The sequence below is a fragment of the Microbacterium hydrocarbonoxydans genome, from assembly GCF_000956475.1.
GTDB classification, from domain to species: Bacteria; Actinomycetota; Actinomycetes; order Actinomycetales; family Microbacteriaceae; genus Microbacterium; species Microbacterium hydrocarbonoxydans_A.
In genome coordinates this window covers 636924-659232 of sequence record NZ_JYJB01000009.1, presented here as the reverse complement: position 1 = coordinate 659232, position 22309 = coordinate 636924, and the positions used below count along the sequence as shown (strand labels likewise).

General features: G+C 69.5%; 20 protein-coding genes and 2 riboswitches. Of the genes, 9 read left to right on the top strand and 11 right to left on the bottom strand.

Annotated elements, in window-relative coordinates; genetic code table 11:
- Positions 1 to 41: 41 nt before the first annotated feature.
- On the top strand, positions 42 to 827 hold the full coding sequence (locus RS84_RS12245; RefSeq protein WP_045258026.1) for a fumarylacetoacetate hydrolase family protein: 786 nt from the start codon (positions 42 to 44) through the stop codon (positions 825 to 827).
- Positions 812 to 1615, top strand: a complete 804-nt coding sequence (locus RS84_RS12240) for an HpcH/HpaI aldolase family protein (protein ID WP_045258025.1) — start codon at positions 812 to 814, stop codon at positions 1613 to 1615. The genes RS84_RS12245 and RS84_RS12240 overlap by 16 nt, the downstream gene beginning before the upstream one ends.
- On the opposite strand, the gene RS84_RS12235 is transcribed toward RS84_RS12240, so the two are convergent.
- The 4 genes from RS84_RS12235 to thiO form a co-directional block, all read right to left on the bottom strand.
- On the bottom strand, positions 1609 to 2787 hold the full coding sequence (locus tag RS84_RS12235; RefSeq protein WP_045258024.1) for a ThiF family adenylyltransferase: 1179 nt from the start codon (positions 2785 to 2787) through the stop codon (positions 1609 to 1611). The two genes, RS84_RS12240 and RS84_RS12235, sit on opposite strands and share 7 nt — an antisense overlap.
- On the bottom strand, positions 2784 to 3626 hold the full coding sequence (locus tag RS84_RS12230; protein ID WP_045258023.1) for a thiazole synthase: 843 nt from the start codon (positions 3624 to 3626) through the stop codon (positions 2784 to 2786). Before RS84_RS12230 ends, RS84_RS12235 begins: the two co-directional genes overlap by 4 nt.
- Positions 3627 to 3654: 28 nt before the next feature.
- Positions 3655 to 3903, bottom strand: a complete 249-nt coding sequence (gene thiS / locus RS84_RS12225) for a sulfur carrier protein ThiS (RefSeq protein WP_045258022.1) — start codon at positions 3901 to 3903, stop codon at positions 3655 to 3657.
- On the bottom strand, positions 3900 to 5090 hold the full coding sequence (thiO, locus tag RS84_RS12220) for a glycine oxidase ThiO (protein ID WP_082062168.1): 1191 nt from the start codon (positions 5088 to 5090) through the stop codon (positions 3900 to 3902). Before thiO ends, thiS begins: the two co-directional genes overlap by 4 nt.
- Positions 5083 to 5182: riboswitch (TPP riboswitch) on the bottom strand. Its footprint overlaps the gene before it by 8 nt.
- Positions 5183 to 5193: 11 nt before the next feature.
- Here thiO and thiE point away from each other — a divergent pair.
- On the top strand, positions 5194 to 5877 hold the full coding sequence (thiE, locus tag RS84_RS12215) for a thiamine phosphate synthase (RefSeq protein WP_045258021.1): 684 nt from the start codon (positions 5194 to 5196) through the stop codon (positions 5875 to 5877).
- Between the two features lie 9 nt (positions 5878 to 5886).
- On the opposite strand, the gene RS84_RS12210 is transcribed toward thiE, so the two are convergent.
- From RS84_RS12210 to RS84_RS12190, 5 genes are read right to left on the bottom strand one after another with little or no spacing between them, the layout of a single operon-like run.
- Positions 5887 to 7437 carry a glycoside hydrolase family 43 protein gene (locus RS84_RS12210; protein WP_045258020.1) on the bottom strand — a complete coding sequence of 517 codons (1551 nt, stop codon included), beginning with the start codon at positions 7435 to 7437 and terminating at the stop codon, positions 5887 to 5889.
- A complete protein-coding gene (locus RS84_RS12205) occupies positions 7434 to 9761 on the bottom strand; it encodes a beta-glucosidase family protein (protein WP_045258019.1) in 2328 nt (775 codons plus the stop codon). The genes RS84_RS12210 and RS84_RS12205 overlap by 4 nt, the downstream gene beginning before the upstream one ends.
- 3 nt (positions 9762 to 9764) lie before the next feature.
- Positions 9765 to 10652, bottom strand: a complete 888-nt coding sequence (locus tag RS84_RS12200; protein WP_045258018.1) for a carbohydrate ABC transporter permease — start codon at positions 10650 to 10652, stop codon at positions 9765 to 9767.
- Entirely contained in the window at positions 10649 to 11644 is a 996-nt protein-coding gene (locus RS84_RS12195; protein ID WP_045258164.1) for a carbohydrate ABC transporter permease, read from the bottom strand. Before RS84_RS12195 ends, RS84_RS12200 begins: the two co-directional genes overlap by 4 nt.
- A gap of 29 nt (positions 11645 to 11673) precedes the next feature.
- On the bottom strand, positions 11674 to 12966 hold the full coding sequence (locus RS84_RS12190) for an ABC transporter substrate-binding protein (RefSeq protein WP_045258017.1): 1293 nt from the start codon (positions 12964 to 12966) through the stop codon (positions 11674 to 11676).
- 148 nt (positions 12967 to 13114) lie between these two features.
- Between RS84_RS12190 and RS84_RS12185 the strand changes: the two genes are divergently transcribed.
- The 4 genes from RS84_RS12185 to RS84_RS12170 all read left to right on the top strand — a co-directional run bounded on the left by RS84_RS12185 (position 13115) and on the right by RS84_RS12170 (position 16773).
- On the top strand, positions 13115 to 14113 hold the full coding sequence (locus RS84_RS12185) for a LacI family DNA-binding transcriptional regulator (RefSeq protein WP_045258016.1): 999 nt from the start codon (positions 13115 to 13117) through the stop codon (positions 14111 to 14113).
- 79 nt (positions 14114 to 14192) lie between these two features.
- A complete protein-coding gene (locus RS84_RS12180) occupies positions 14193 to 15416 on the top strand; it encodes an MFS transporter (protein ID WP_045258015.1) in 1224 nt (407 codons plus the stop codon).
- A gap of 42 nt (positions 15417 to 15458) precedes the next feature.
- A complete protein-coding gene (locus tag RS84_RS12175; RefSeq protein WP_045258014.1) occupies positions 15459 to 16181 on the top strand; it encodes a DUF6882 domain-containing protein in 723 nt (240 codons plus the stop codon).
- Positions 16182 to 16218: 37 nt separating this feature from the next.
- A complete protein-coding gene (locus RS84_RS12170; RefSeq protein WP_045258013.1) occupies positions 16219 to 16773 on the top strand; it encodes a hypothetical protein in 555 nt (184 codons plus the stop codon).
- 14 nt (positions 16774 to 16787) lie between these two features.
- Here the strand turns inward: RS84_RS12170 and RS84_RS12165 are convergent, their stop codons facing one another.
- Both RS84_RS12165 and glyA read right to left on the bottom strand, forming a co-directional pair.
- Positions 16788 to 17666 carry a bifunctional methylenetetrahydrofolate dehydrogenase/methenyltetrahydrofolate cyclohydrolase gene (locus RS84_RS12165; RefSeq protein ID WP_045258163.1) on the bottom strand — a complete coding sequence of 293 codons (879 nt, stop codon included), beginning with the start codon at positions 17664 to 17666 and terminating at the stop codon, positions 16788 to 16790.
- Positions 17667 to 17798: 132 nt separating this feature from the next.
- Complete coding sequence (glyA, locus tag RS84_RS12160) at positions 17799 to 19073, bottom strand: serine hydroxymethyltransferase (RefSeq protein ID WP_045258162.1); 1275 nt, start codon at positions 19071 to 19073, stop codon at positions 17799 to 17801.
- 37 nt (positions 19074 to 19110) lie between these two features.
- A riboswitch (ZMP/ZTP riboswitch) is annotated at positions 19111 to 19195 on the bottom strand.
- A gap of 83 nt (positions 19196 to 19278) precedes the next feature.
- Between glyA and RS84_RS12155 the strand changes: the two genes are divergently transcribed.
- Both RS84_RS12155 and nagA read left to right on the top strand, forming a co-directional pair.
- Positions 19279 to 20790 (top strand): family 20 glycosylhydrolase, encoded by a 1512-nt coding sequence (locus RS84_RS12155; protein ID WP_045258012.1) that lies wholly within the window; start codon positions 19279 to 19281, stop codon positions 20788 to 20790.
- On the top strand, positions 20787 to 21959 hold the full coding sequence (gene nagA / locus RS84_RS12150; protein ID WP_045258011.1) for an N-acetylglucosamine-6-phosphate deacetylase: 1173 nt from the start codon (positions 20787 to 20789) through the stop codon (positions 21957 to 21959). Before RS84_RS12155 ends, nagA begins: the two co-directional genes overlap by 4 nt.
- Positions 21960 to 22309 lie beyond the last annotated feature (350 nt).

The window sequence follows — 22309 nt, the reverse complement described above, 5'->3', positions numbered from 1 at the left end:
ACGAGACGAAACGCAGGATGTGAGCACAGGAGGAGGAACGGATGCTGTCAGCAGACACCATCGCGCAGATCGCGGCGGAGCTCGCGGAGGCCGACCGCGCGCACGGTGTGATCCCGCGCATCACCGCCCGGTACCCCGAGGCGACGGTCGAGGATTCGTACGCGATCCAGGGAGTGTGGCGCGACTCGCAGATCGCCGCGGGCCGGACTCTCGTGGGCCGCAAGATCGGCCTCACCTCCAAGGCGATGCAGCAGGCGACGGGCATCACCGAGCCCGACTACGGCGTGATGTTCGACGACACGGTCTACGAGTCCGGCGCGGATATCCCGACCGCCGATTTCTCGAACGTGCGCATCGAGGTCGAGCTCGCGTTCGTGCTCAAGCATCCGCTCGAAGGTCCTGACTGCACGCTCGACGACGCCCTCGCCGCCATCGACTACGCCGTGCCGGCGCTCGAGGTGCTGAACTCGCACATCGAGCTCGAGGGGCGCACGATCGTCGACACGATCAGCGACAACGCCGCCTACGGCGCCATGGTGCTGGGCACGGTGCGCAAGCGCCCAGACGAGATCGATCTGCGCTGGGTACCCGGCCTGCTCTTCAAGAACGGCGAGATCGAAGAGACCGGCGTCGCCGCCGGCGTGCTGGGCCACCCCGCCACGGGCGTCGCGTGGCTGGCGAACAAGTTCCACCAGCACGGCGCGCGCCTCGAGGCCGGGGAGATCATCCTGGCAGGATCGTTCACACGCCCGATGTGGGTGGCGCGCGGCGACGAGGTGCTGTGCGACTACGGACCGATGGGAACCATCACATGCCGCTTCGTCTAGATCCCTCCTTCCGCGAGCAGCTCTCGGCATCCGATCGCTCGCTGATCGGCGTCTGGGCATGCTCGGGCAGCCCGCTGGTGACCGAGGTCGCCGCCGGATCCGGGGTCGACTGGCTGCTGATCGACATGGAGCACTCGGCGAACACGCTCGAGAGCACCCTGCTGCAGCTGCAGGTCGCCGCGGCGTACCCCGTGGCCCCGCTCGTGCGCGTGCCGTGGAACGACCAGGTCGCGATCAAGCAGGTGCTCGACCTCGGAGCGCAGAACATCATCGTGCCGATGGTGTCGTCGGCGGACGAGGCGCGGGCGGCTGTCGCCGCCACCCGCTATCCGCCTGAGGGCGTGCGCGGAGTCGGCAGCGCCCTCGCCCGCAGCGCCCGCTGGAACCGCGTCGACGGCTACCTGCAGGAATCCGCTCGGCACACCTCCCTCACCGTGCAGATCGAGACCGCAGCCGGAGTGGATGCCGCCGCCGAGATCGCGGACGTCGATGGCGTCGATGCCGTCTTCGTCGGTCCGTCCGACCTGTCGGCATCGATGGGACTGCTCGGACAGCAGACCCACCCCGATCTCATCGCCGCGGTCGAGAAGGTCTTCGCCGCTGTGAAGGCGGCGGGCAAGTCCGTCGGCGTGAACGCCTTCGACCCGGTCGCCGCTGACGCGTACATCGCCGCCGGGGCCGACTTCGTCGCGGTGGGCGCCGACGTCGCGCTGCTCGCGCGCGCCACCGAGGCTCTCGCGGCGCGGTTCATCCCGGCATCCGACGATCCGGGCCGCGTCAGCTACTGACCCCTGCTCAGCGACCTCGTCGCGGCGAGGTAGGCGTCCATACCGCCGGCGAGATTGCGCAGCGCGGTTCCCGTCGGCGCGGACGCGGCGAGCGCGTCGATCGCACGCGCAGAGCGGATGCCGGCCTGGCAGGCGACGACGATGTCACGCCCGTCGACGGCCCCCTCTCCCAGTTCCTCCGCGATCGGCGCCCATCCGCCGGTGAGGATGCGGTCGAGCGGCACGTGCATCGAGCCGTGGATCGCGGCTACTTCGCGTTCAGCCGCGGTGCGCACATCGATGACCACGAGTCCGGCGCCTCCGTGTGCGAGCCGCGCCGCGACCTCCCCCGCGGAGATGTCATCGGGACGCCCCCGCGGCGAGAGCGTGCGGCACGCCACGGCGACCTCCTCGAGGTCCACGACCGGACGACGATCGGGATCGGCGGCGAAGCGCAGCTCGTCCCATCGCGCCGAGAGCGCGTCGTACCGGGCGAGCCGTCCGAGAAGCGGCTCGCCGATTCCGCAGATCATCTTCAGCGCCTCGGCAGCCATAGCCGAGCCGACGACGCCGCACAGCACGCCGAATACGCCGCCCTCCGCGCATGACTCGATCGAGTCGGCATCCGGGATCTCAGGGAACAGGTCTCGCAGCATCGGGCCGCGACCCGGCCAGAACACGCTGACGTGACCGGAGAACTGATGGACGCTCCCCCACACCACGGGCGTGGCGGTGAGCTCGGCGGCGTCGTTCGCCAGGTAGCGGGTCGCGAAGTTGTCACTGCCGTCGAGCACGAGATCGTGCTGTCGGAAGAGCTCGAGGGCGTTGCTCGGGTCGAGTCTGCCGACCAGCGCCGTCACCTCGACCTCGGTATCGCGCAGTCCGACGGCGGAGCGCGCGGATTCGGCTTTCGCGCGCCCGAGGTCGCCCTCGGTGTGCAGCACCTGACGCTGCAGGTTCGAGAGCTCCACGACGTCGTCGTCGATCACGGTCATCCGCCCCACCCCGGCGGCCGCGAGATATTGAATGGCTGGTGCGCCCAGTCCGCCGGCGCCGATCACGAGCACGCGCGCCGCGGCGAGTCGACGCTGACCCAGTTCCCCGACGCCGGGGAGCGTGAGGTGCCGCGCGAAGCGCGCGGCACGGTGCGGCGCCAGCGACGGCCCTGGGTCGACGAGCGCGGGCGCGCTCACAGGTCGGCCTCGGACGGCTGCGCGGCGATCAGTCCGTCGGCCGCCGACGAGGCGAGCGCGAGCGGCCTCCGCGGAATGCGCCCGGCGGCACGGGCGAGACGCCCCGCGTCGACCGCGCCACGCATCGCTCGCGCCATCCTCGCCGGATCCTGCGCTCGGGTGACAGCGCTCGCGAGAAGCACCGCGTCGACGCCGAGCTCCATGGCGAGGACGGCATCCGAGGCCGTGCCCACACCCGCATCGAGGATCACCGGAACAGAGGCCCGCGAGACGATCGTCTCGATGTTGTGCGGATTGAGGATGCCGAGACCGCTGCCGATCGGCGACCCGGCCGGCATCACCGCCGCGACGCCGACGTCTTCCAGGCGCCGGGCGAGCGCGGGGTCGTCGTTCGTGTAGGCGAACACCCGGAAGCCATCGGCGACGAGCTCTTCCGTGGCCCGGTACAGCTCGACCGGGTCGGGCAGCAGCGTCTCCTCGTCCGCGATCACCTCGAGCTTGACCCAGTCGGTCTCGAGGGCCTCCCTCGCGAGCTGTGCGGTCAGCACGGCATCGCGTGCGGTGTAGCAGCCGGCGGTGTTCGGCAGGGCCCGGATGCCGAGCCGCTCGAGCATCGCGAACACCGAGTCGCGCGCCTCCGGGGCGAAGCGGCGGATCGCGACGGTCGTGATCTCGGTCGCCGACTCGATCAGCGCGCTCTCCAGCAGCGAGAGGCTCGTCGCGCCGCCGGTGCCCATGATGAGGCGTGAGGAGAACTGCTCCCCTGCGACGAGGAACGGATCGGCGACGGCCGCCGGGGCTGCGGGGATGGGGGATGCGACGGGTGCGGTGAGGCTCATGGTGTGCTCCGTTTCAGAGGGGGCGGGCTCAGCCGCCCTGGGCGGCCGTGACGATCTCGATCTCGTCGCCCTCGGCGACTGTGCGCGTCGCCCACCGGCTGCGCGGGACCACGACGCCGCCGAGGGCTGCGGCGACGCCCAGCCGGCCGCCGTCGACACGCGAGCCATCGTCGTGCAGCGGGTGTCCGGTGAGATCGGTGACGAGATCGCGCAGGGTGGCGCCTGCGGCCACCTCGCGCTCGGTGCCGTTGAGGCGAACCGTGCAAGCGGTCGTCATGACGAGCCTTTCGAGACGGCGCCGACCGGGTCGACGACGGCGGGAGGGGTCCAGTCGGCGTTGTCTCGGGCGCGGCTCGCCGCAGCATCCGCGAAGCGCTGCGGGTCCACAGCGGAGCGGAGCCGCTCATCGACCGGTCGCCCTTCGACGAGATCGGCGCCGACCTCCGCCGCCAGCGGAGCGAGCAGCACGCCGTGCCGGTCGAATCCGGTGGAGACCAGCAGCCCCTCCTCCACGAGGCCGAGAAGCGGCACGGCATCCGCACTCGCCGGACGGGGGCGCGCGAGCATCTCGACGATCTCGCATTCTCCGATACCGGGGACGACCGTCTCGGCATCGCGCAGCAGCGCGAGCACGGACCCGGCGTGCACCCCTGCGACGCCGCCCTCGCGCACCGAGGCTCCCACCACCACCGTGCCGTCGCCGCGCGGGACGAGGTAGGCCGATCGACCACGCACCTGAGCGCGGACGGTGCGAGTGAGCAGCGGACGGAGGGCTGGGGGCACGCGCAGGCGGAGGATGTCGCCCCACACCGGCCGCAACGGGAGCGCAGGGATGCCGTCGATCGCCGCCGTCCCGAGGCCGGCCGCCGCGACCACCGCATCCGCGTCGATCTGAACACCCGACGCGAGTCTGATCCCGGTCACCCGCTCGCCTGTCCGGGTCACCGCGTCCACGCTCTCCAGACGCACCCGGTCGCCGAGCACCTCGAGGAGAGCAGCCGTCACCAGCCGCGGATCGATCTGATGATCGTCGGGGGTGAACACGGCCGAGGTCACCGCAGGGCCGAGCCCCGCCTCGAAGTCACGGGCGGCTGTGCCGGTCAGCTGGTCCACAGAAAGCCCCTGCTCCCGCTGCAGCCGCGACAGGGCGACGAGCGCCTCCCTGTCCGCGGCGTCGACGCCGACCGACAGCGTGCCGTCGGCGCGGTGGCCGAGTGATCGCGCGCTCTTCGCCGACAGGCGATCCACGAACTCCGGGTACTTCTCGGCTGACGCCCGCATCAGCGGAGCCAGCGCATCCTGTCCCCATGACATCTCGGCCGCGTGAGCGAGCATCCCGGCCGCGGCGAGGCTTGAGCCGTTCGCGGGCTCGGGGTCGAAGACCGTCACCTCGTGGCCGCGTCCGACCAGCTCGTCGGCGGTCGCCAGGCCGATGATCCCGGCGCCGATCACAGCGATGCGCATGCGTGCCCTTTCCTACGACGGCATTATCCGTTTCAGGTTCAGCGGTCGGCACGTGGCCCTCTCAGCCCCTCTGGGCTCCCGCGGACCCCTCTACTCTAGGGCTATGACCGCGCTCCTCCCTCTCGCCGACTCGCCCCTGCGCACCCGCGGGGAGCGCCTGGCCCTGCTCGACGCCGCTCGGCTGTACGTCTGCACCGCCGCTCGCACTGAGACCTGCGACCTCGAGGACTTCCTCGACTCGGCCTATGCCGGTGGCGTCGACATCATCCAGCTGCGCGACAAGGGCCTTGAAGCGCGCGCGGAGATCGAGGCGCTCGAGATCCTCGCCGCGGTCGCCCGCCGACATGGAAAGCTCTTCTGCGTCAATGACCGCGCCGACGTCGCGGCCCTGGTCGGCGCCGATGTGTTCCACATCGGTCAGGGGGACTTGACCTGCGCGCAGGCGCGGCGGCTGCTCGGCGACGAGGTGATCATCGGACGTTCGACGCACTCGGTCGAGCAGGCGGCGGAAGCGGATGCCGACGACGCGCTCGACTACTTCTGCGTCGGCCCGGTGTGGGAGACGCCGACCAAGCCCGGCCGCGCCGCTGTCGGCACCGCGACTCTGCGAGCCGTGGCTGCGTCAGCGCCGCGAAAGCCCTGGTTCGCGATCGGCGGGATCGAGGACGGTCCTCGCCTGGATGAGGTGACGGAGGCCGGCGCCTCGCGCATCGTCGTCGTGCGCGCGGTGACCGAGGCCCCTGACCCGGCTGCCGCCGCCGCGTCACTGCGGTCGCGGGTGCGCTGAGAGTCGCCGTCAGCGCGCTCGGTACTGCACGTTCCCGACCCGCAGCACGCTCTCGGTCTCCTGACCGGAGCTCGTCGCGTACACGCCGAGCCACAGGCCGAGGAATCCTCCGGAGGAGAAGGAATCGAGACTGCGGCCGTCGATCGTCGCCACCCTCCTGGGTGGGTTCGCCCTGGTACCGGCGAGCAGTTCGTAGTCCTGTCCGCGCGCCCGGCAGGCGAGCTCGACGCCGTCGGCCAGTGACCCCTCGAGCGTGGCCACGCCCAGTTCCACGGTCTCGCCGCGCCGCACCAGCGTGACCGTCACGCGCGCGGCATCGGATTCTCCCCCGCCGAGCACGGCGAGCCGCACGTGATCGCGCTCCGACTGCCGGATGAGCAGGCCGCCCTCTTCGCCCTCGGCGAGCCGTCCGGTGATCCGCAGCGAGACGTCCACATCGATGTGCTGCTGCCGGAGCCCGAGGAAGGCGAAGGGCTGAGCATCCAGAGGTCCCTCGGCGCGAACGGGCAGCAGCCACTCCTCGCCGACGGCATCCGCCACCTCGCCGGGCAGAGCGCGCACCGACGTCCACCGGAGATCGCCAGGGGCGACGACGACCGATCCGTCGTCCGCCACTCCCGTCCGTCCGAAAGGCACCTCGACGGTCTCAGGCACCCGCCCCGATCCCGGCGCGAAGACCGGCCAGCCGTCTTCCCACACGACGGGCACGAGGAACGTCTCGCGACCGAGGTTGGCGTGCAGACCTCCGTACGGCCGCATGCCGAGAAGCACGGCCCACGAGGTGCCGTCCTCAGCCTCGACGAGATCGGCGTGACCGACCGCGACGACGTCGGCCGTGCGTCCGAGCTGACGGTGGCTGAGCACCGGGTTCGCGGGATCGCCGAGGTACGGGCCGGTCACGGCATCCGCTCTCGCCACCATGACCGCGTGGTTCATCTCGGTGCCGCCCTCGGCCGCCACCAGCAGATAGCGGCCATCGACCTTGTAGATGTGCGGCCCCTCGGCCCACACTCCTCCGATCACGGCCCCTCGCCACAGCAGATGCTCGGGTCCGATGAGGGCCATGGCCACGGGATCGAACTCCCGCAGCCAGACTTCGGTCTGATCGTGCCATTGCGGCGCCCGTGCGGGTCTCGTGCCGTGCGCCCAGGCGCGGCCATCGTCGTCGAAGAAGAGCGAAGGATCGATGCCGTCGACGTCGAGCCAGACCGGTTCGCTCCACGGGCCTGCCGGGTCCGTCGCCGTGATCACGAAGTTCCCGCCGCGTGCGGCATCGTGCTGGTCGACGAGGGTGCAGATCAGCCAGAACCGACCGCCATGATGCCGCAGGGTCGGGGCGTAGAGCCCGCTCGACGAGGCCATGCCGCTCATGTCGAGCATCCCGGGCCGATCGATGGCGTGGCCGATCAGCTCCCAGCGTGAGAGGTCGCTGCTGCGATGGATCGGCAGCCCCGGGAGGTACTCGAAGGTCGAGGTGACCAGGAAGTACTCCCCGCCCACCCGGCAGATCGAGGGATCGGGGTGGCAGCCGGGCAGGATGGGGTTGCCGACCAGCGTCATACCCTCACGACCTCCGCCTGCACGAGACGCGGGTCGGCCCGCGTCAGCGTGTGGGCGGCGCCGGTGATCCGCACGGTCGCCCGACGCGTCACGTCGGTCGCGGCATCCGCTCCGGCCCAGACATGCACGTCACCCGGCTCCACGATCCGGACCATCGAGCGGTCGCTGAAAGCGAACCGCTGCGTCGGCACCGTGAATGCGATCTCCGCCGATTCACCGGCCGCGAGCGCGAGGCGATGGAAGCCGAGCAGCTGCGCCTCCGGGCGGGTGACGGATGCCGTGACATCGTGCCCGTACAGCTGCACCACGTGATCAGCCGCCATGCTGCCCGTGTTCGTCACTCGCACCACCGCGCCGAACGCAGCGCCGGCGGACACCTCCTCATCGACGGCGAGCAGGTCGTACTCGAAGCTCGCATACGACAGGCCGAAGCCGAACGGCCGCACGGGTGTCGGATCGGTCGCCGTGACGTCGGACGGGCCGCCCAGGCGCGGATGCAGGTACGAATAAGGCTGTGCACCCGCCGACCGCGGCAGCGAGACGGGCAGCCGCCCCGAGGGGTTCACCCGGCCGGCGATCACTCCGGCGAGAGCACCCGCGCCCTCCTCACCGGGGAAGAACGCCTGCATCACGGCAGCAGGCCGGTTCTCTCCGTCGATCGCCCACCCGATCGCATAGGGCCGGCCGGTGAGCGCGATCATGACCACCGGTGTCCCCGTGGCGACGAGCTCTTCGACCAGCTCGCGCTGCACGCCCGGGAGCTCGAGCGATTCGGAGTCGTTGCCCTCGCCGACGGTTCCGCGGCCGAACAGGCCCGCCTGGTCGCCCACGACGACGATCGCCACATCGGCGGCGCGAGCCGCCTCCACGGCCTCCGCGAAGCCCGAGCGATCGTCGCCCTCGACCTCGCAGCCGCGAGCTCCCACCACCCTGGCACCCGGAAGTTCCGCGGTGAGCGCCTGGGCGACGGTCGGGATCTCGAAGCCGATCGGGTACTCGGGGTGGTGCGCGAGAACGTGGTTCGCGAACGAATAGCAGCCCATGAGCGCCTCAGCACGATCGGCGTTGGGGCCGATCACGGCGATCGTCGACGCGGTCGCCGCCAGCGGCAGCACGCCGTCGTTCGACAGCAGCACGATCGACTCCTCCGCGAGACGCCTGGCGATGTCCCGATGCCGCGGCGAGTCGAGGTCGATATCGGCCGGCGGACCATCTGCGAACGCGCCAGGTTCGAGAAGCCCCAGGTCCTCTTTCTGGCCGAGCACCCGCAGAACGGCGCGGTCGAGGTACGCCTCGTCGAAGAGCCCGGCCTTGACACGCTCGATCAGCGGTTCGAGGTAGGCATCGCCGGTGGGCAGCTCGACGTCGATCCCCGCCGTGAGCGCCGCCTGCGCGGCCTCTCCGCGATCGGCCGCGATGCGGTGCATGATCTCGAGGAACGCGACCGCGAAGTAGTCCGCGACCACGACGCCGTCGAAGCCCCAGCGCTCGCGCAGCAGCGCGGTGAGGTACTCCGCGCTCGAACCGAGCGGCACGCCGTCGATCTCGGCGTAGGAGTTCATGACCGAGCGCACGCCGCCCTCGACCACCGCCATCTCGAACGGAGGCAGGAAGACGTCGGCGACCTCGCGCGGGCCGGCCGACACGGGTGCATGGTTGCGACCTGCCCGCGACCCCGAATACCCCACGAAGTGCTTGAGCGTGGCGTGCACACCGGCGTCCTGCAGCCCCTTCACGTACGCGGTGCCCAACACCCCGACGACGTAGGGGTCCTCGGCGATGCACTCGTCGACGCGGCCCCAGCGCGGATCACGGATCACGTCGAGAACGGGGGCGAGCCCCTGATGGATGCCGAGCTCGCGCATCGAGTCGCCGATCGACACGGCCATCTCCTCGACGAGCGCGGGGTCGAAGGACGCGCCCCACGCGAGCGGGGTCGGGAAGGTCGCGGCCTTCCACGCCGCGAGGCCGGTGAGGCACTCCTCGTGCACCAGCGCCGGGATGCCCAGGCGGGTCTCGCTCTGCAGACGCCGCTGCTCGGCCCACAGCCACGCCGCGCGCTCTGCCGGGTCGACCGGGCGCGTGCCGTAGACGCGGGTGAAGTGCCCGATTCCATGCCGGGTGATGTCGGCCAGCGCGCCCGAGGGGACCGAGCCGCTCATCTCGCCCTGCATCGGGGCGACGACCTCGCCGCCCTGATCGAGCCAGTAGCCGACGATCTGCGCGGCCTTCTCTTCGAGGGTCATCTGCGAGAGAAGGGACTGCACCCGGGCGGAGGCCTGGGGAAAAGCGGGAATCACTGTCGTCTCCGTGTGTGTCAGCATGGGTCAGCCCTTCACCGCTCCGGTCAGGCCGCCGACGATGCGGCGTTCGAACAGGCTGAAGAAGAGCAGCGCGGGCAGCATCGACAGCGAGGTGTAGGCGAGCACGCGGGCCGTGTCGACCGAGTACTGCGATGCGAAGTTCTGCACGCCGAGCGGCAGCGTGAGCAGGCTCTGGTCGTTCAGGATGAACAGCGGCAGCATGTAGCCGTTCCAGGCGCCGATGAACGCCAGGATGCCGACCGTGATCACGCCCGGCAGGCTCAGCGGGATCACCATGCGCCAGAAGAACCCGAGTCGGGACGTGCCGTCGATCGAGGCCGCCTCTTCGAGCTCCTTCGGGATCGCCTTCAGGAACGGCACCAGGATGATGATCGTGGTCGGCAGCGCGAACGCGATCTGGGGCAGGATGATGCCGGCCAGGTTGTTCACGAGCCCGAGGTTGCGGATCAGCAGGTACAGCGGGGTGATCGCGACCGTCACCGGGAACATCAGCCCGGCGGCGAACAGCGAGTACATCACGCTTTTGCCGCCGAATTCGTAGCGGGCCAGAACGTAGCTCGCCATGACCCCGAGCACGACCGCGCCGAGCGTCGTGCCCACGGCCGAGATCGTCGAGTTGCGCATCGCCGTCCAGAACGCCTCGCTGGCGAGCACGTCGGTGTAGTTCGCGATCTGCCACGGCGCCGGCCACGCGGACGGATCGGCGGTGATCTGCGAGTTCGTGCGGAACCCGCCGATCACGATGTACAGCACGGGAGTGATGCAGATCGTGATGAGGACCAGGGCGAGCAGGTAGACGCCCGGGCTCCCCCAGCGGATGCCGGCGGCATTGCGCCGCCCGCGGAGAGTGGCCACGGGGATGGCCACCGAGGTCTTGAGGGTGTCGGTCATCGCCTGCGCGCCTTTCCGCTGTCGCCGGTGAGGGCGCCTTCGGTGTCCCGCCGCAGCACGAACCGCTGGTACACCAGCGCCACGACGAGCGAGATGAGTAAGAGCATGACGGCGACGGCGTTGCCGTAGCCGTAGTTCCCCGCCAGGTGCCCGTTCTGATACATGTAGGTGGCCATCGTCGAGGTTCCTGCCGTGGCAGCGATGTACTGGCCCCAGATGATGTTCACGAGGTCGAACAGCTGCAGCGACCCGATGATCGACAGGAACGCCCAGATCCTGATGGTCGGCCCGAGCAGCGGCAGCGTGATGCTCCACTGCGTCTTCCAGAACCCGGCGCCGTCGATCGCGGCCGCCTCGTAGAGCTCCTCGGGGATCGACTGCATCCCGGCGAGCATCAGGATCACGGCGAAGCCGATGTACTTCCACGTGATGATGATCATGAGCGACCAGATCGCGATCGACGGGTCGGCGATCCACGAGTTCTGCAGAGCGCCCAGGCCCCACTTCTCCAGCAGCGAGTTGAGGGCGCCGGCGTCTTGGAGCATCAGGCTCCATCCGGTGCCGACGACGACCTCGGCGATCACATAGGGAGTGAAGATCAGCACGCGGATCAGTGATCGTCCGCGGATCTTCTGGTTCAGCAGCAGCGCGAACAGGATCGCGATCGGCCCCTGCATGACCAGCGACAGCACCACGATCGCGAAGTTGTGCGCCACGGCGTCGCGGAAGGTCTGGTCCTGCACCATCAGCAGGTAGTTGTCGAGGCCGACGAATTCGGTGGGCCAGCCGAAGCCGTTCCACTTGAAGAAGCCGTAGAACGCGGCCATCATCACCGGGAAGATGACGAAGCCGACGAACATGAGCAGGGCGGGGCCTGAGAGGAGCGCGATCTCGCCGCGCTTGCGCCAGTCGGCCCGCGGCGGTCTCCGCACCGGAGCCGACGAGATGTCGGCTCCGGTGCGGATGCTCTTCTCAGACGCGGAGGATTCCATCTGCGTCTGGGTGTCGGTCATGTCGCGGATCAGCCTCGCGCTGCCGCGTTGGCGATGCTGTCGACCAGCTTCTTCGGGTCGCCCTGGCCCGCGAGCATCTCGACGACGCCGGTGTTGAGGGCGTTTCCGACGTTCTGTCCGAGAGCAGTGTCGAGCCACAGCGACACGTAGGGAGCCGAGCCGTATGCCTCCATCAGCGGGATCAGCGAGGGGTCCGTCACCGCGCCCTTCGCGTCCTGGCTGGCCGGAATCGTCTGGAATGCGGTGGCGTAGTTCTCCTGCCAGGTCTTCGACGACACGAAGTTGAGGAACTCCTCGCACTCCTTCGGCGAATCCACCGCGCACGAGTAGCCGTCGACGCCGCCCATCATGGCGCCGGGCTCGCCGTCGCCGCCATCGACCTCAGGGAAGGGGAACCAGCCCAGATCGGGCAGCGGCTTCTCGTCGGGGCTGAGGCTGGCGATCACGCCCACATCCCACGCTCCCATGAGCTCCATCGCCGCCTGGTGGTTGGCGAGCAGCCCCGCGGACGAGTTGGCGCCCTGCTGCGCCGTCGTGGTGAGGAAGCCGTCGTTGAACGGCTCGATCGCCGCGAAGTCGGCGAGGTTCTCTGCGGCGGTCAGCCAGCACGGGTCGGAGAAGTCTGGATCCGTCGAGAGGCTCTGCACGATGTCCTGGCTGCAGGCGCGCACCGCGAAGAAGTAGAACCAGTGCGCGGCGGGCCAGGCATCCTTCGCTCCCAGCGCGATCGGTGCGATGCCCGCGTCCTTCAGCTTGTCGACGGCGGCTTCGAGGTCGTCGAGGGTCTTCGGCTCCTCGGTGATGCCGGCCTGGGCGAAGAGGTCCTTGCTGTAGAAGATCCCGCCGGGGAGGACGGCGCTCGGCATGCCGTAGATCTTGCCGTCGATCGTGAACGCGCTGAACGGCGCATCGCCGAACGCCTTCTTGACGTCGTCGTCGATGAGGTCGGTGAGGTCCTTCACCTTGCCTGCGCTCACGATGTCGGCGAGCTTGCCGCCGCCGCGCGCAAGGAACACATCCGGCATGTCGCCCGAGTTGACGGCGGTCTGCAGCTTGCCGTCCATGTCCTCGTTCTGGATCGAGGTGACCTTGACGGTCACATCCGGGTTCTCCTCGTGGAAGGCCTTCGCTGCGTCCTCCCAGAACTGCTTGCCGTCACCCGTCGTGGAGTTCTGCCAGACCGTCAGCGTCACGTTTCCGTCATCCGCTGCATCGGTTCCACCGGCGGCGCAGCCGGTCAGGCCGAGCGACCCCAGTGCGACGACGCTCACGCCCGCCGCCCATGCTCTGCGCATCTTCATGCTGTGTTCTCCTCTTCGTCGAGTTCTCGTGCGGCATCCGCCTTGATATGTTGCCGCCCACACCAAATGTGCTTCGCCCACTCTGACATTGCGAACCCGATCGTGTCAATCGATATCGATAACGTTTTCCAAACGTAGACTGGATGACATGAACCGCAGACCGACGATCACCGACGTCGCCCGCGCAGCCGGGGTCTCCGTCGCCACCGTGTCGAAGGCGATCAACGATCGCGACGGCGTCTCAGCGGCGACCCACGCCCACGTGCTCAAGGTCGTGGCCGAGCTCGGCTACGAGAGCTCGCTCGTCGCCACCTCGATGCGCCGTGGACGCACGAACGTGATCGGCGTTCTCGTGGCCGAGTTCGAGCCGTTCGCGCTGCAGCTTCTGCAGGGCGTCTCGACCGCACTGCAGGGCACGCCGTACGACGTGCTGGCGTACGCGGGGACGGTATCGGCCGGCGACCATCTGGGCTGGGAACGACGATCGCTCTCCCGTCTCGGCGGCACCCTGATCGACGGCGCCATCCTCGTGACACCGACCACGACCCCCGCCCACTCGTCGGTCCCGATCGTCGCGGTGGACCCGCACACGGGTCCCGACGGGCCTGCGACCGTCGCCGTGCAGAACATCGACGGCGCCAGGGCCGCGACCGAGCATCTGATCTCGCTGGGTCACCGCCGCATCGGTCATCTGCGCGGCCGCACCGACCTCGAGTCGGCCCAGCAGCGCGAGGAGGGCTACCGCCAGGCTCTGGAGGCCGCAGGCATCCGCGCCGACCCCGCCCTCATCATCGACGGCGGCTACCGGGCCGCGTCGGCGACGGCGGGAGCGCACGCCCTGCTCACGCTCCCCGATCCGCCCACTGCGGTGTTCGCGGCGAACGACCTCACGGCGATCGAGATGATCCGGGTGGCCGCGGAGCGCGGGCTCACGACGCCGCGCGATCTGTCGGTCGTGGGTTTCGACGACGTTCCGCAGGCGGCGTCCAGCGTCCCGCAGCTCACGACGGTGCGACAGCCGCTCATCGAGATGGGCGAGTCGGCCGTGCGCGTGCTGCTGTCGATGCTCGAGGGCGGCGAGCCCGAGCACGTGCGGATGCCGGCCGAGCTGGTGGTGCGCTCGTCGACGGCGGTCGCCCCAACCTGAGCCGCCGACGGGTCCGCCGACGGCTCCCGCCCCGGCCCGCGTGGCAGGATGAACGGATGCAGAGACCCGGATCCCGTCGATGACGCGCGGCTTGGCCGCGATGCGGGACACCGGCTTCCGCTGGTTCTTCCTCTCCAGGGCCATCACGATGATCGCCGGCTCCATGTCGTCGATCGCGCTGGCGTTCGCCGTTCTCGGCATCGACAACGCGCCGGAGTCCCTCGCGATCGTGCTGACGGTGTTCACGCTGTCGAACGTCGTGTTCCTGATCTTCGGCGGAGTGGTCGCCGATCGGCTGCCGCGCGCCCTCGTGATCCAGACCTGCTACGTGATCGACATCCTCTCGATCGGCACGACTGCCGCGCTCCTGTTCACCGGCAGCGCGACGATCCCCCTGCTCGCGGCGCTGTCTGCCGTGAACGGCGCAGCATCCGCCTTCGTGATGCCTGCGATGCAGGGCATCATCCCCCAGCTGACGACTCCCGCGCATCTGCAGCAGGCGAATGCGATGCTCTCGTTCGTGCGATCGGCCACGACGATCGGCGGGCCGATCATCGCGGGCGCGCTCGTCGCCACGGCCGGCCCCGCCTGGGTCATGGTGATCCAGGCGGCAGCCTGGATCGTGGCGATCGTGCTGCTGGCGATGGTGAGGCTGCCGGCTCCCGATCCCTCCGAGTCGAGCTTCTTCCGCGATCTGCGCACGGGATGGCACGAGTTCTGGTCGCGCACGTGGATGTGGAGCATCTGCCTGGCCTTCATGGTGATGAACGCGATCCACATCGGCGCCTGGGGCGTGGCCGGTCCCTACATCGCCAAGAACGATCCCCGCCTCGGCATCACGGGATGGGGTTGGGTGCTCAGCGCCGAAGGCGCCGGCATCCTGCTCATGACGCTCCTGATGATGTGGCTGCCGCTTCGGCGGCCACTGCGATGGGGGATGCTGGCGGTGAGCCTTCTCGCGGTTCCCCTGGCGGTGATGGGGCTGTACCCGCAGGCCCTCGTCGTCGCCGTGGCCGCCTTCGCGGCAGGCGCGGGAGTCGAGGTGTTCAACACCGGATGGAACGTCACCGAGATGGAGCAGATCCCCGGAGACAAGCTGTCTCGGGTCGCGAGCTACGACATGCTGGCGAGCTTCGTCGCCATGCCGCTGGGCACCCTCGCCTTCGGCTGGCTGATCGGGCACGTCGACGTATCGTCGCTGCTCGTCGGCTCTGCGGTCGTCTACGCCGTGATCGCACTGGGCACGATGCTGGTGCCCAGCGTCTGGCGGATGGGACGCATCGAGGGCGCGGTCGCGCGCTGACCCGGCTGGCGGATTCATAGCAACCCCGATAAGACTGAGCGCATGACCTTCGCCGCTCTCCAGTCGCTCGCCGACCGCGCCGCCCTGTTCACCGCCCTCCGCCAGGACGCCCTGGTCACCGCGACCGAAGAGCTGGGCGATCACCGCTGGGACGCCGACATGACCGCCGGCACGATCACCTTCACCGCGAACGCCGATCCCTCGCGACAGATCGTCACGCATGCGCATCTGATCGCGACGATCGCCCCGGGACCGCGTTCCCTGCTGTGGGCCTGGGCTCATCCACAGGGCGCCGCCGACGGGCTCGCGAGCCGACTGCGTGCGCACGGGCTCGAGCAGGGCATCGCCGAGCTGTTCGACCCGGAGCTGCCGTTCCCCGCCGATGCATCAGGAGATGAATCCTGGATCGCCGCCTCCGCGCACACGGTCGGCGGCGCAGCGACCGAGATCACGGGACGCGCCCCCTACTACTCGGCGCCGATCGGCGGCGGCACGCGTGCCGTCTTCCTGCTCGACGCGCCCCTGCCCGATCTCACCGTCGCCGCGGCGGTCATCGCGCTCCCCCGCATCCTCTCCGGCCTCGCCCTTCCCGACGCTCGGACCGCGGTCTGGGATCTCGCCCGCCTCGCGGGCTGGAACCTCACCTGGGCGGATGAGAACTACACCGGGGCCACCGTGGTCGATGCCTCGGGGTCGGCGCGTTTCCGCTTCGACGAGCAGGCGCGCATCGTCGGCTTCGACGGCTCGCTCGGCGCGAAGGCCTGACGCCGAGCCCAGGGCGCGGATGTGGGAATCTGGAGCCATGAAGAACGGAATCGTCCGGTTCGCCGCGCTCTATGTGTTCAACGTCGTCGTCCTGGTGCTCATCGGCCTGCTGTTCAGCCGCGTCAGCGTCGGATTCCACGCACTGTGGGCGGCCGTGATCCTCACCCTCGCCGCGCTGTTCGTGAAGCCCGCGCTCGGCGCCGCCTTCCGGCGCTCCGCGGCGAAGTCCGCAGGAGACCGCTCGCAGGTCGGCGAGAAGACCGTGCAATACGCGCTCGTCTACATCGTCGAACTCATCATCTGGGTGCTCACCGTGTGGTTGAGCGCCGTGCGCGCCTCGGGGTTCTGGGGCTTGGCTCTGCCACCCCTCGTGCTCCTGATCGGCTGGATGGTCTATGACCGCTTCGACGACCGGCTGCGCGCCAAGACGGCAGAGGTCTACGACACCGTCTCGGCGACCCTTCGACAGGCTCAGAGGCCGAGGGGAGGCGATGCTCCGGCATCCGACTCCTCCGCGACCGCAGAAGGCCGCCAGGAGCTGAACGACGGCCTGACCGCCGAGCAGCGCCGCATGCTCGACGAGCTGGGCTGAGACCGCGGCGCCGGTCAGACGAGGCGCTCGGCGGCCTCGACGACGTTCGTCATGAGCAGCGCGACGGTCATCGGACCGACGCCGCCCGGGTTCGGCGAGAGGAACCCCGCGACCTCGGCGACATCGGGGTGCACATCGCCGAACACGAGGCTCTTGCCGGTCTCGGCATCCGTCTCGCGCGTGACACCGACGTCGAGAACCGCGGCACCCGGCTTGACGTCCTCGGCCTTGATGAGGTGCTTGACGCCCGCCCCGGCCACGATCACATCGGCCTGACGCAGGTACGGCGACATGTCCGGGGTACCCGTGTGCACCTGGGTGACGGTGGCGTTGATGTCGCGACGGGTCAGCAGCAGGCCCATGGGTCGGCCGATCGTGACACCGCGCCCGACGACGACGACGTGCTTGCCCCCCAGGTCGTAGTCGTTGCGCAGCAGCAGCTCGATCACGCCGCGCGGCGTGCACGGCAGCGGCGTCGTGATCGGGTTGTTCACGTTGAGCACGAGGCGGCCGAGGTTGGTCGGGTGCAGTCCGTCGGCATCCTTCGCCGGGTCGATCCGCTCGAGGATCGCATCCGTGTCCAGGTGCTTCGGCAGCGGCAGCTGCACGATGTAGCCGTGGCAGTCGGGGTCGGCGTTGAGCTCGTCGATCAGCGCCTCGACGTCTTCCTGCGTGGCGTCCGCCGGGAGCTCACGCTGGATCGAGTTCATGCCGATGGCTTCGGACTGCCGGTGCTTCATGCCGACGTACAGCTGGGAGGCCGGGTCCGCGCCGACGAGCACCGTCGCGATGCCGGGGACGATGCCCTTCTCCTTGAGAGCGGCGACGCGCTCGGTGAGTTCGGCCTTGATGGAGGCTGCGGCAGCCTTGCCGTCGAGGATCTTCGCGGTCATGTCGTCTTTCTCCTTGTCGCCACGCGCCGAGTGCACGGCTTGGCATCGAGTGCACGGCTTCCTCACGTCGAGAAGCCGTGCACTCGCCGAGATCCCGTGCACTCGGCGCAGCGGGATCGCGGATGCTGATGCTTACTGCTGCAGGTCGGGGTACAGCGGGAAGGCTGCGGCGAGCGCGTCGACGCGGGCGCGCAGTGCCTCGACGTCCGCACCGGGAAGCAGCGCGAGAGCGATCACGTCGGCGACCTCGGTGAACTCGGCGTCGCCGAACCCGCGGGTCGCGAGAGCCGGGGTGCCGATGCGCAGACCCGAGGTGACCATCGGCGGACGAGGGTCGTTCGGAACGGCGTTGCGGTTGACGGTGATGTGGATGTCGTGCAGCAGGTCTTCGGCCTGCTTGCCGTCGATCGCGGCATCGCGCAGATCGACCAGGACCAGGTGCACGTCGGTGCCGCCGGAGCGCACGCCGATGCCGGCATCCTTCACGTCCTGCTGCGAGAGGCGCTCCGCGAGGATCGCAGCTCCCCGCAGCACTCGCTCCTGACGCTCCTTGAACTCGGGAGTGCCCGCGAGCTTGAACGCGGTCGCCTTCGCCGCGATCACGTGCATGAGGGGGCCGCCCTGCTGACCCGGGAAGACCGCGGAGTTGATCTTCTTCGCGATGTCGGCGTCGTTGGTGAGGATGAAGCCCGAGCGCGGGCCGCCGATCGTCTTGTGCACGGTCGACGAGACGACGTGGGCGTGCGGCACGGGGTTCGGGTGGAGCCCTGCGGCGACGAGGCCGGCGAAGTGCGCCATGTCGACCCAGAGCAGCGCACCGACCTCGTCGGCGATCGCGCGGAACGCCGCGAAGTCGAGCGTGCGCGGGTAGGCCGACCAGCCGGCGATGATCACCTTCGGCTTGTGCTCGATCGCGAGACGGCGGACCTCGTCCATGTCGATCGTCGAGGTCTCCGGGTTCACGCCGTAGGCGACGATGTCGTAGAGACGGCCGGAGAAGTTGATCTTCATGCCGTGCGTGAGGTGGCCGCCCTGATCGAGCGAGAGGCCGAGCAGGGTGTCACCGGGGCGGGCGATCGCGTGCAGCACGGCGGCGTTCGCGGAGGCGCCCGAGTGCGGCTGGACGTTCGCGAACTCGGCACCGAAGAGGTCCTTCGCTCGCTGGATCGCGAGCTCCTCGGCGACGTCGACCTCTTCGCAGCCGCCGTAGTATCGACGGCCGGGGTATCCCTCGGCGTACTTGTTCGTGAGAACGGAGCCCTGCGACTGCAGCACCGAGACGGGCACGAAGTTCTCGGACGCGATCATCTCGAGGAACGTCTGCTGGCGCTTGAGTTCGCGATCGAGGACCTCGGCGATCTCGGGGTCGACCTCGGCGAGCGGGGCGTTGAAGTAACGGTCGGTCATGTGACGTGCTCCTCTGACGACGGATTCGAAGGGATGCTTCATCGGCCCAGGCGCGCGGTCGAATTCCGTGGTCAGTCGCTCCCCGGTGGTAGTCCACCCAGACGCCAGTCGCGACGGTTACGAGCATAGCGGATGCCGCGGGCGATGACGCCGTGATGACATCCGCCCCTGTTCAGCCCGCAACACGGCAGGGTAGGTTTTGTTCATGGTCTTTCCGTATCCTCTGCCGCTCGTGCCGGTTCCCGTGTCTGCGACCGCAGAGGAAGGACGGATGCCGGTCGCCACGGGCTTCCGCATCGCCGGGCCGGCGCCCGCCGCGACGCAGCTGATCGCGGCGATCGAGCGGCGCAGCGGCATCCGCCTCGTGGAGGCAGACGGCGGTGCCGAGATCGTGCTGCGCGTCGACTCGGCCGTCGCCGCATCCGAGGGCTATACGCTTACCGTCGGCGACAGGGTCGAGATCATCGGCGCCGACGACGCGGGGCTCTTCTACGGCTTCCAGACCCTGCTGCAGCTGCTGCGTCAAGACGAGGACGGCAGCTGGGGATTCCTCCGCGCGCAGATCGCGGATGCCCCGCGCTTCCCCCGCCGAGGCGTCATGCTCGACGTGGCCAGGCACTTCTTCGGAGTCGCCGACGTGAAGCGGTTCATCGACAGCACGAGCGCCCTCAAGTTCAACCACCTGCACCTGCACCTCAGCGACGACCAGGGCTGGCGCATCGAGATCGACTCGTGGCCGCTGCTCACCGAACGCGCGTCGGCGAGCGCTGCGAACAGCGACCCCGGCGGCTTCTACTCCAAGGACGACTACCGCGAGATCGTGGACTACGCGGCCTCCCGCCACATGATCGTGATCCCCGAGATCGACCTCCCTGGCCACACGCACGCGATCGGCGTCGCCTATCCCGACCTCGTGGAAGCACCGGTTCTGGGTGACGACCTGGTCGCCGATTCGGCGCGCCTCGGCCAGCCGCTGCCGGTGTCCGGAGAGCCGTACACCGGGTGGGGCGTCGGGCATTCGAGCGTGCGGATCCACGAAGACCGCACCTACGACTTCATTCGCGACGTCGTCCGCGAGCTCACGGAGATGACCCCCGGTCCCTACATCCACGTGGGCGGCGACGAGTCGCTCGGCACACCTCAGGCCGACTTCGACCTGTTCGCCGCACGCGTGACGCAGATCGTCGTCGAGGCGGGCAAGACCCCGCTCGCCTGGCACGAGATGGGTTCGGCGGGCGACATCGCCGAGGGCACGGTCGGGCAGTACTGGGGCGGCACGACGGCGGAGGACGCGCACGCTGCCGAAGCCGCGCGCTTCGTGGCGAGGGGCGGCGCGCTGATCATGTCGCCCTCGAACGCGGCCTACCTCGACATGAAGTACTCCCCCGACTTCCCGCTCGGCCTCGACTGGGCCGGGACGATCGACGTGCAGACCGCCTACGACTGGGATCCGACGGCCGTGCTCGATCTGCCGGACGCCGCGATCCTCGGCATCGAAGCGCCGCTGTGGACCGAGACGGCCCGCACCTGGACCGACGTCGAGCAGCTCGTCTTCCCGCGCGCCGCCGCGCACGCCGAGATCTCCTGGTCTCCGCGTGCGGCCCCCGAGCGCAGCTGGGAGTCCTTCCGCGAGCGCCTGGGAGCGATGGCCCCGCTGTGGAAGGCTGAGGGCATCAGCTTCCACCCCAGCGCAGAGGTTCCTTGGAGCGCACGATGACTGTTCACCCCACTCCGACGGGCTCGCTCGTCATCCACTCCGCCCGCATCGTCGACGGCGGGGCGATCGTCGACGACGGCTGGGTGCGCATCGAGGGCGGCGTCGTGACCGATCGGGGCACGGGCGACGACTGGGCCCCCGCCGACGAGATCGTCGACGCGAGCACGATCGCAGGAGCGGATGCCGTGCTCACCCCCGGATTCGTCGACATTCACGGCCATGGCGGTGCCGGCGCGTCCTTCGACGACGGCGTCGAGGCCATCCGCACAGGACGCGCCCTGCATCGCGCCCACGGGACAACGCGGGCCGTCGTCTCGCTCGTCACGGCTTCACTCGACGACCTCGCCCGCAGCGTGTCGGCCATCGCCGATCTCATGCAGACGGATGCCGACATCCTCGGCTCACACCTCGAAGGACCGTTCCTCGACCCTGGCCATCACGGCGCGCACGAGCCTTCGCTGCTGCGCGAGCCCGCCGCCGAGGATGTCGCACGACTGCTCGATGCGGGCCGAGGCACGGTTCGTCAGGTGACGATCGCCCCCGAGCTGCCGGGCGGTCTCGATGCCATCAGGCAGATCGTCGATGCGGGAGCCGCTGCGGCCGTCGGGCACACCGATGCCGACGCGGCGATCGCGACAGCCGCGTTCGAGGCCGGCGCCACGATCCTCACTCACGCGTTCAACGCGATGCCCGGCATCCATCACCGCGCGCCCGGCCCGGTGCTCGCGGCTGCAGCGGACCATCGGGTCGTGCTCGAGGGCATCGCCGACAACGTGCATCTCGACCCGTACGTCATCAAGCTGCTGTTCGATTCGGCGCCCGAGCGCGTCGCGCTCATCACCGACGCCATGGCCGCGGCCGGCAGCGCCGACGGTCACTACGATCTGGGCGCCGTCAGCGTCACCGTCGAGAACGGCGTCGCCAGGGCGGACGACACCGGCGCGATCGCGGGTTCGACACTCACACAGGACGTGGCTCTGCGTCGTGCCGTGCAGGCGGGCGTGCCTCTGCCCGCTGCCGTGCGGGCACTGACCGAGACACCGGCCCGCGCGATCGGCGCAGGCGACGCGCTCGGAGCGCTGCGGAGCGGATGCTGCGGCGACGCGGTACTGCTGGATGCGGAGCTGCACGTCGTGCGCGTATGGGTGGGAGAGCGGCCGACTCTCTGAGGCCACGCATCGCGCGACGACGCGCAGCTCTGCGCACTCCGGTCCTTCTTTTCATGCGGATGGGAGGCCGCCGGTCCCCAGAGCGGCAGCCTCTTCCCCATTTCCCCGTGTCAGAGAGGGCGGCCGGGAACTCCTCCCCCGAGGCTCCCGACCTGCCCTGCCGGTGCTTTTCCCCTCGCACCAGCGCCTAGGAAATCCGCCCCCCGGTGGATGTTCCATCAGCTGTCTCTGCATGATGAGACGACGCTCCTCCCGATTCATTACGCGCATTCTCAGAAGTTTTTCGAGAATCTTCCGTCGCGCATCCGGCCACGCGACAGGATTCGCCCCGGATCTGGGATTCTCCCGGC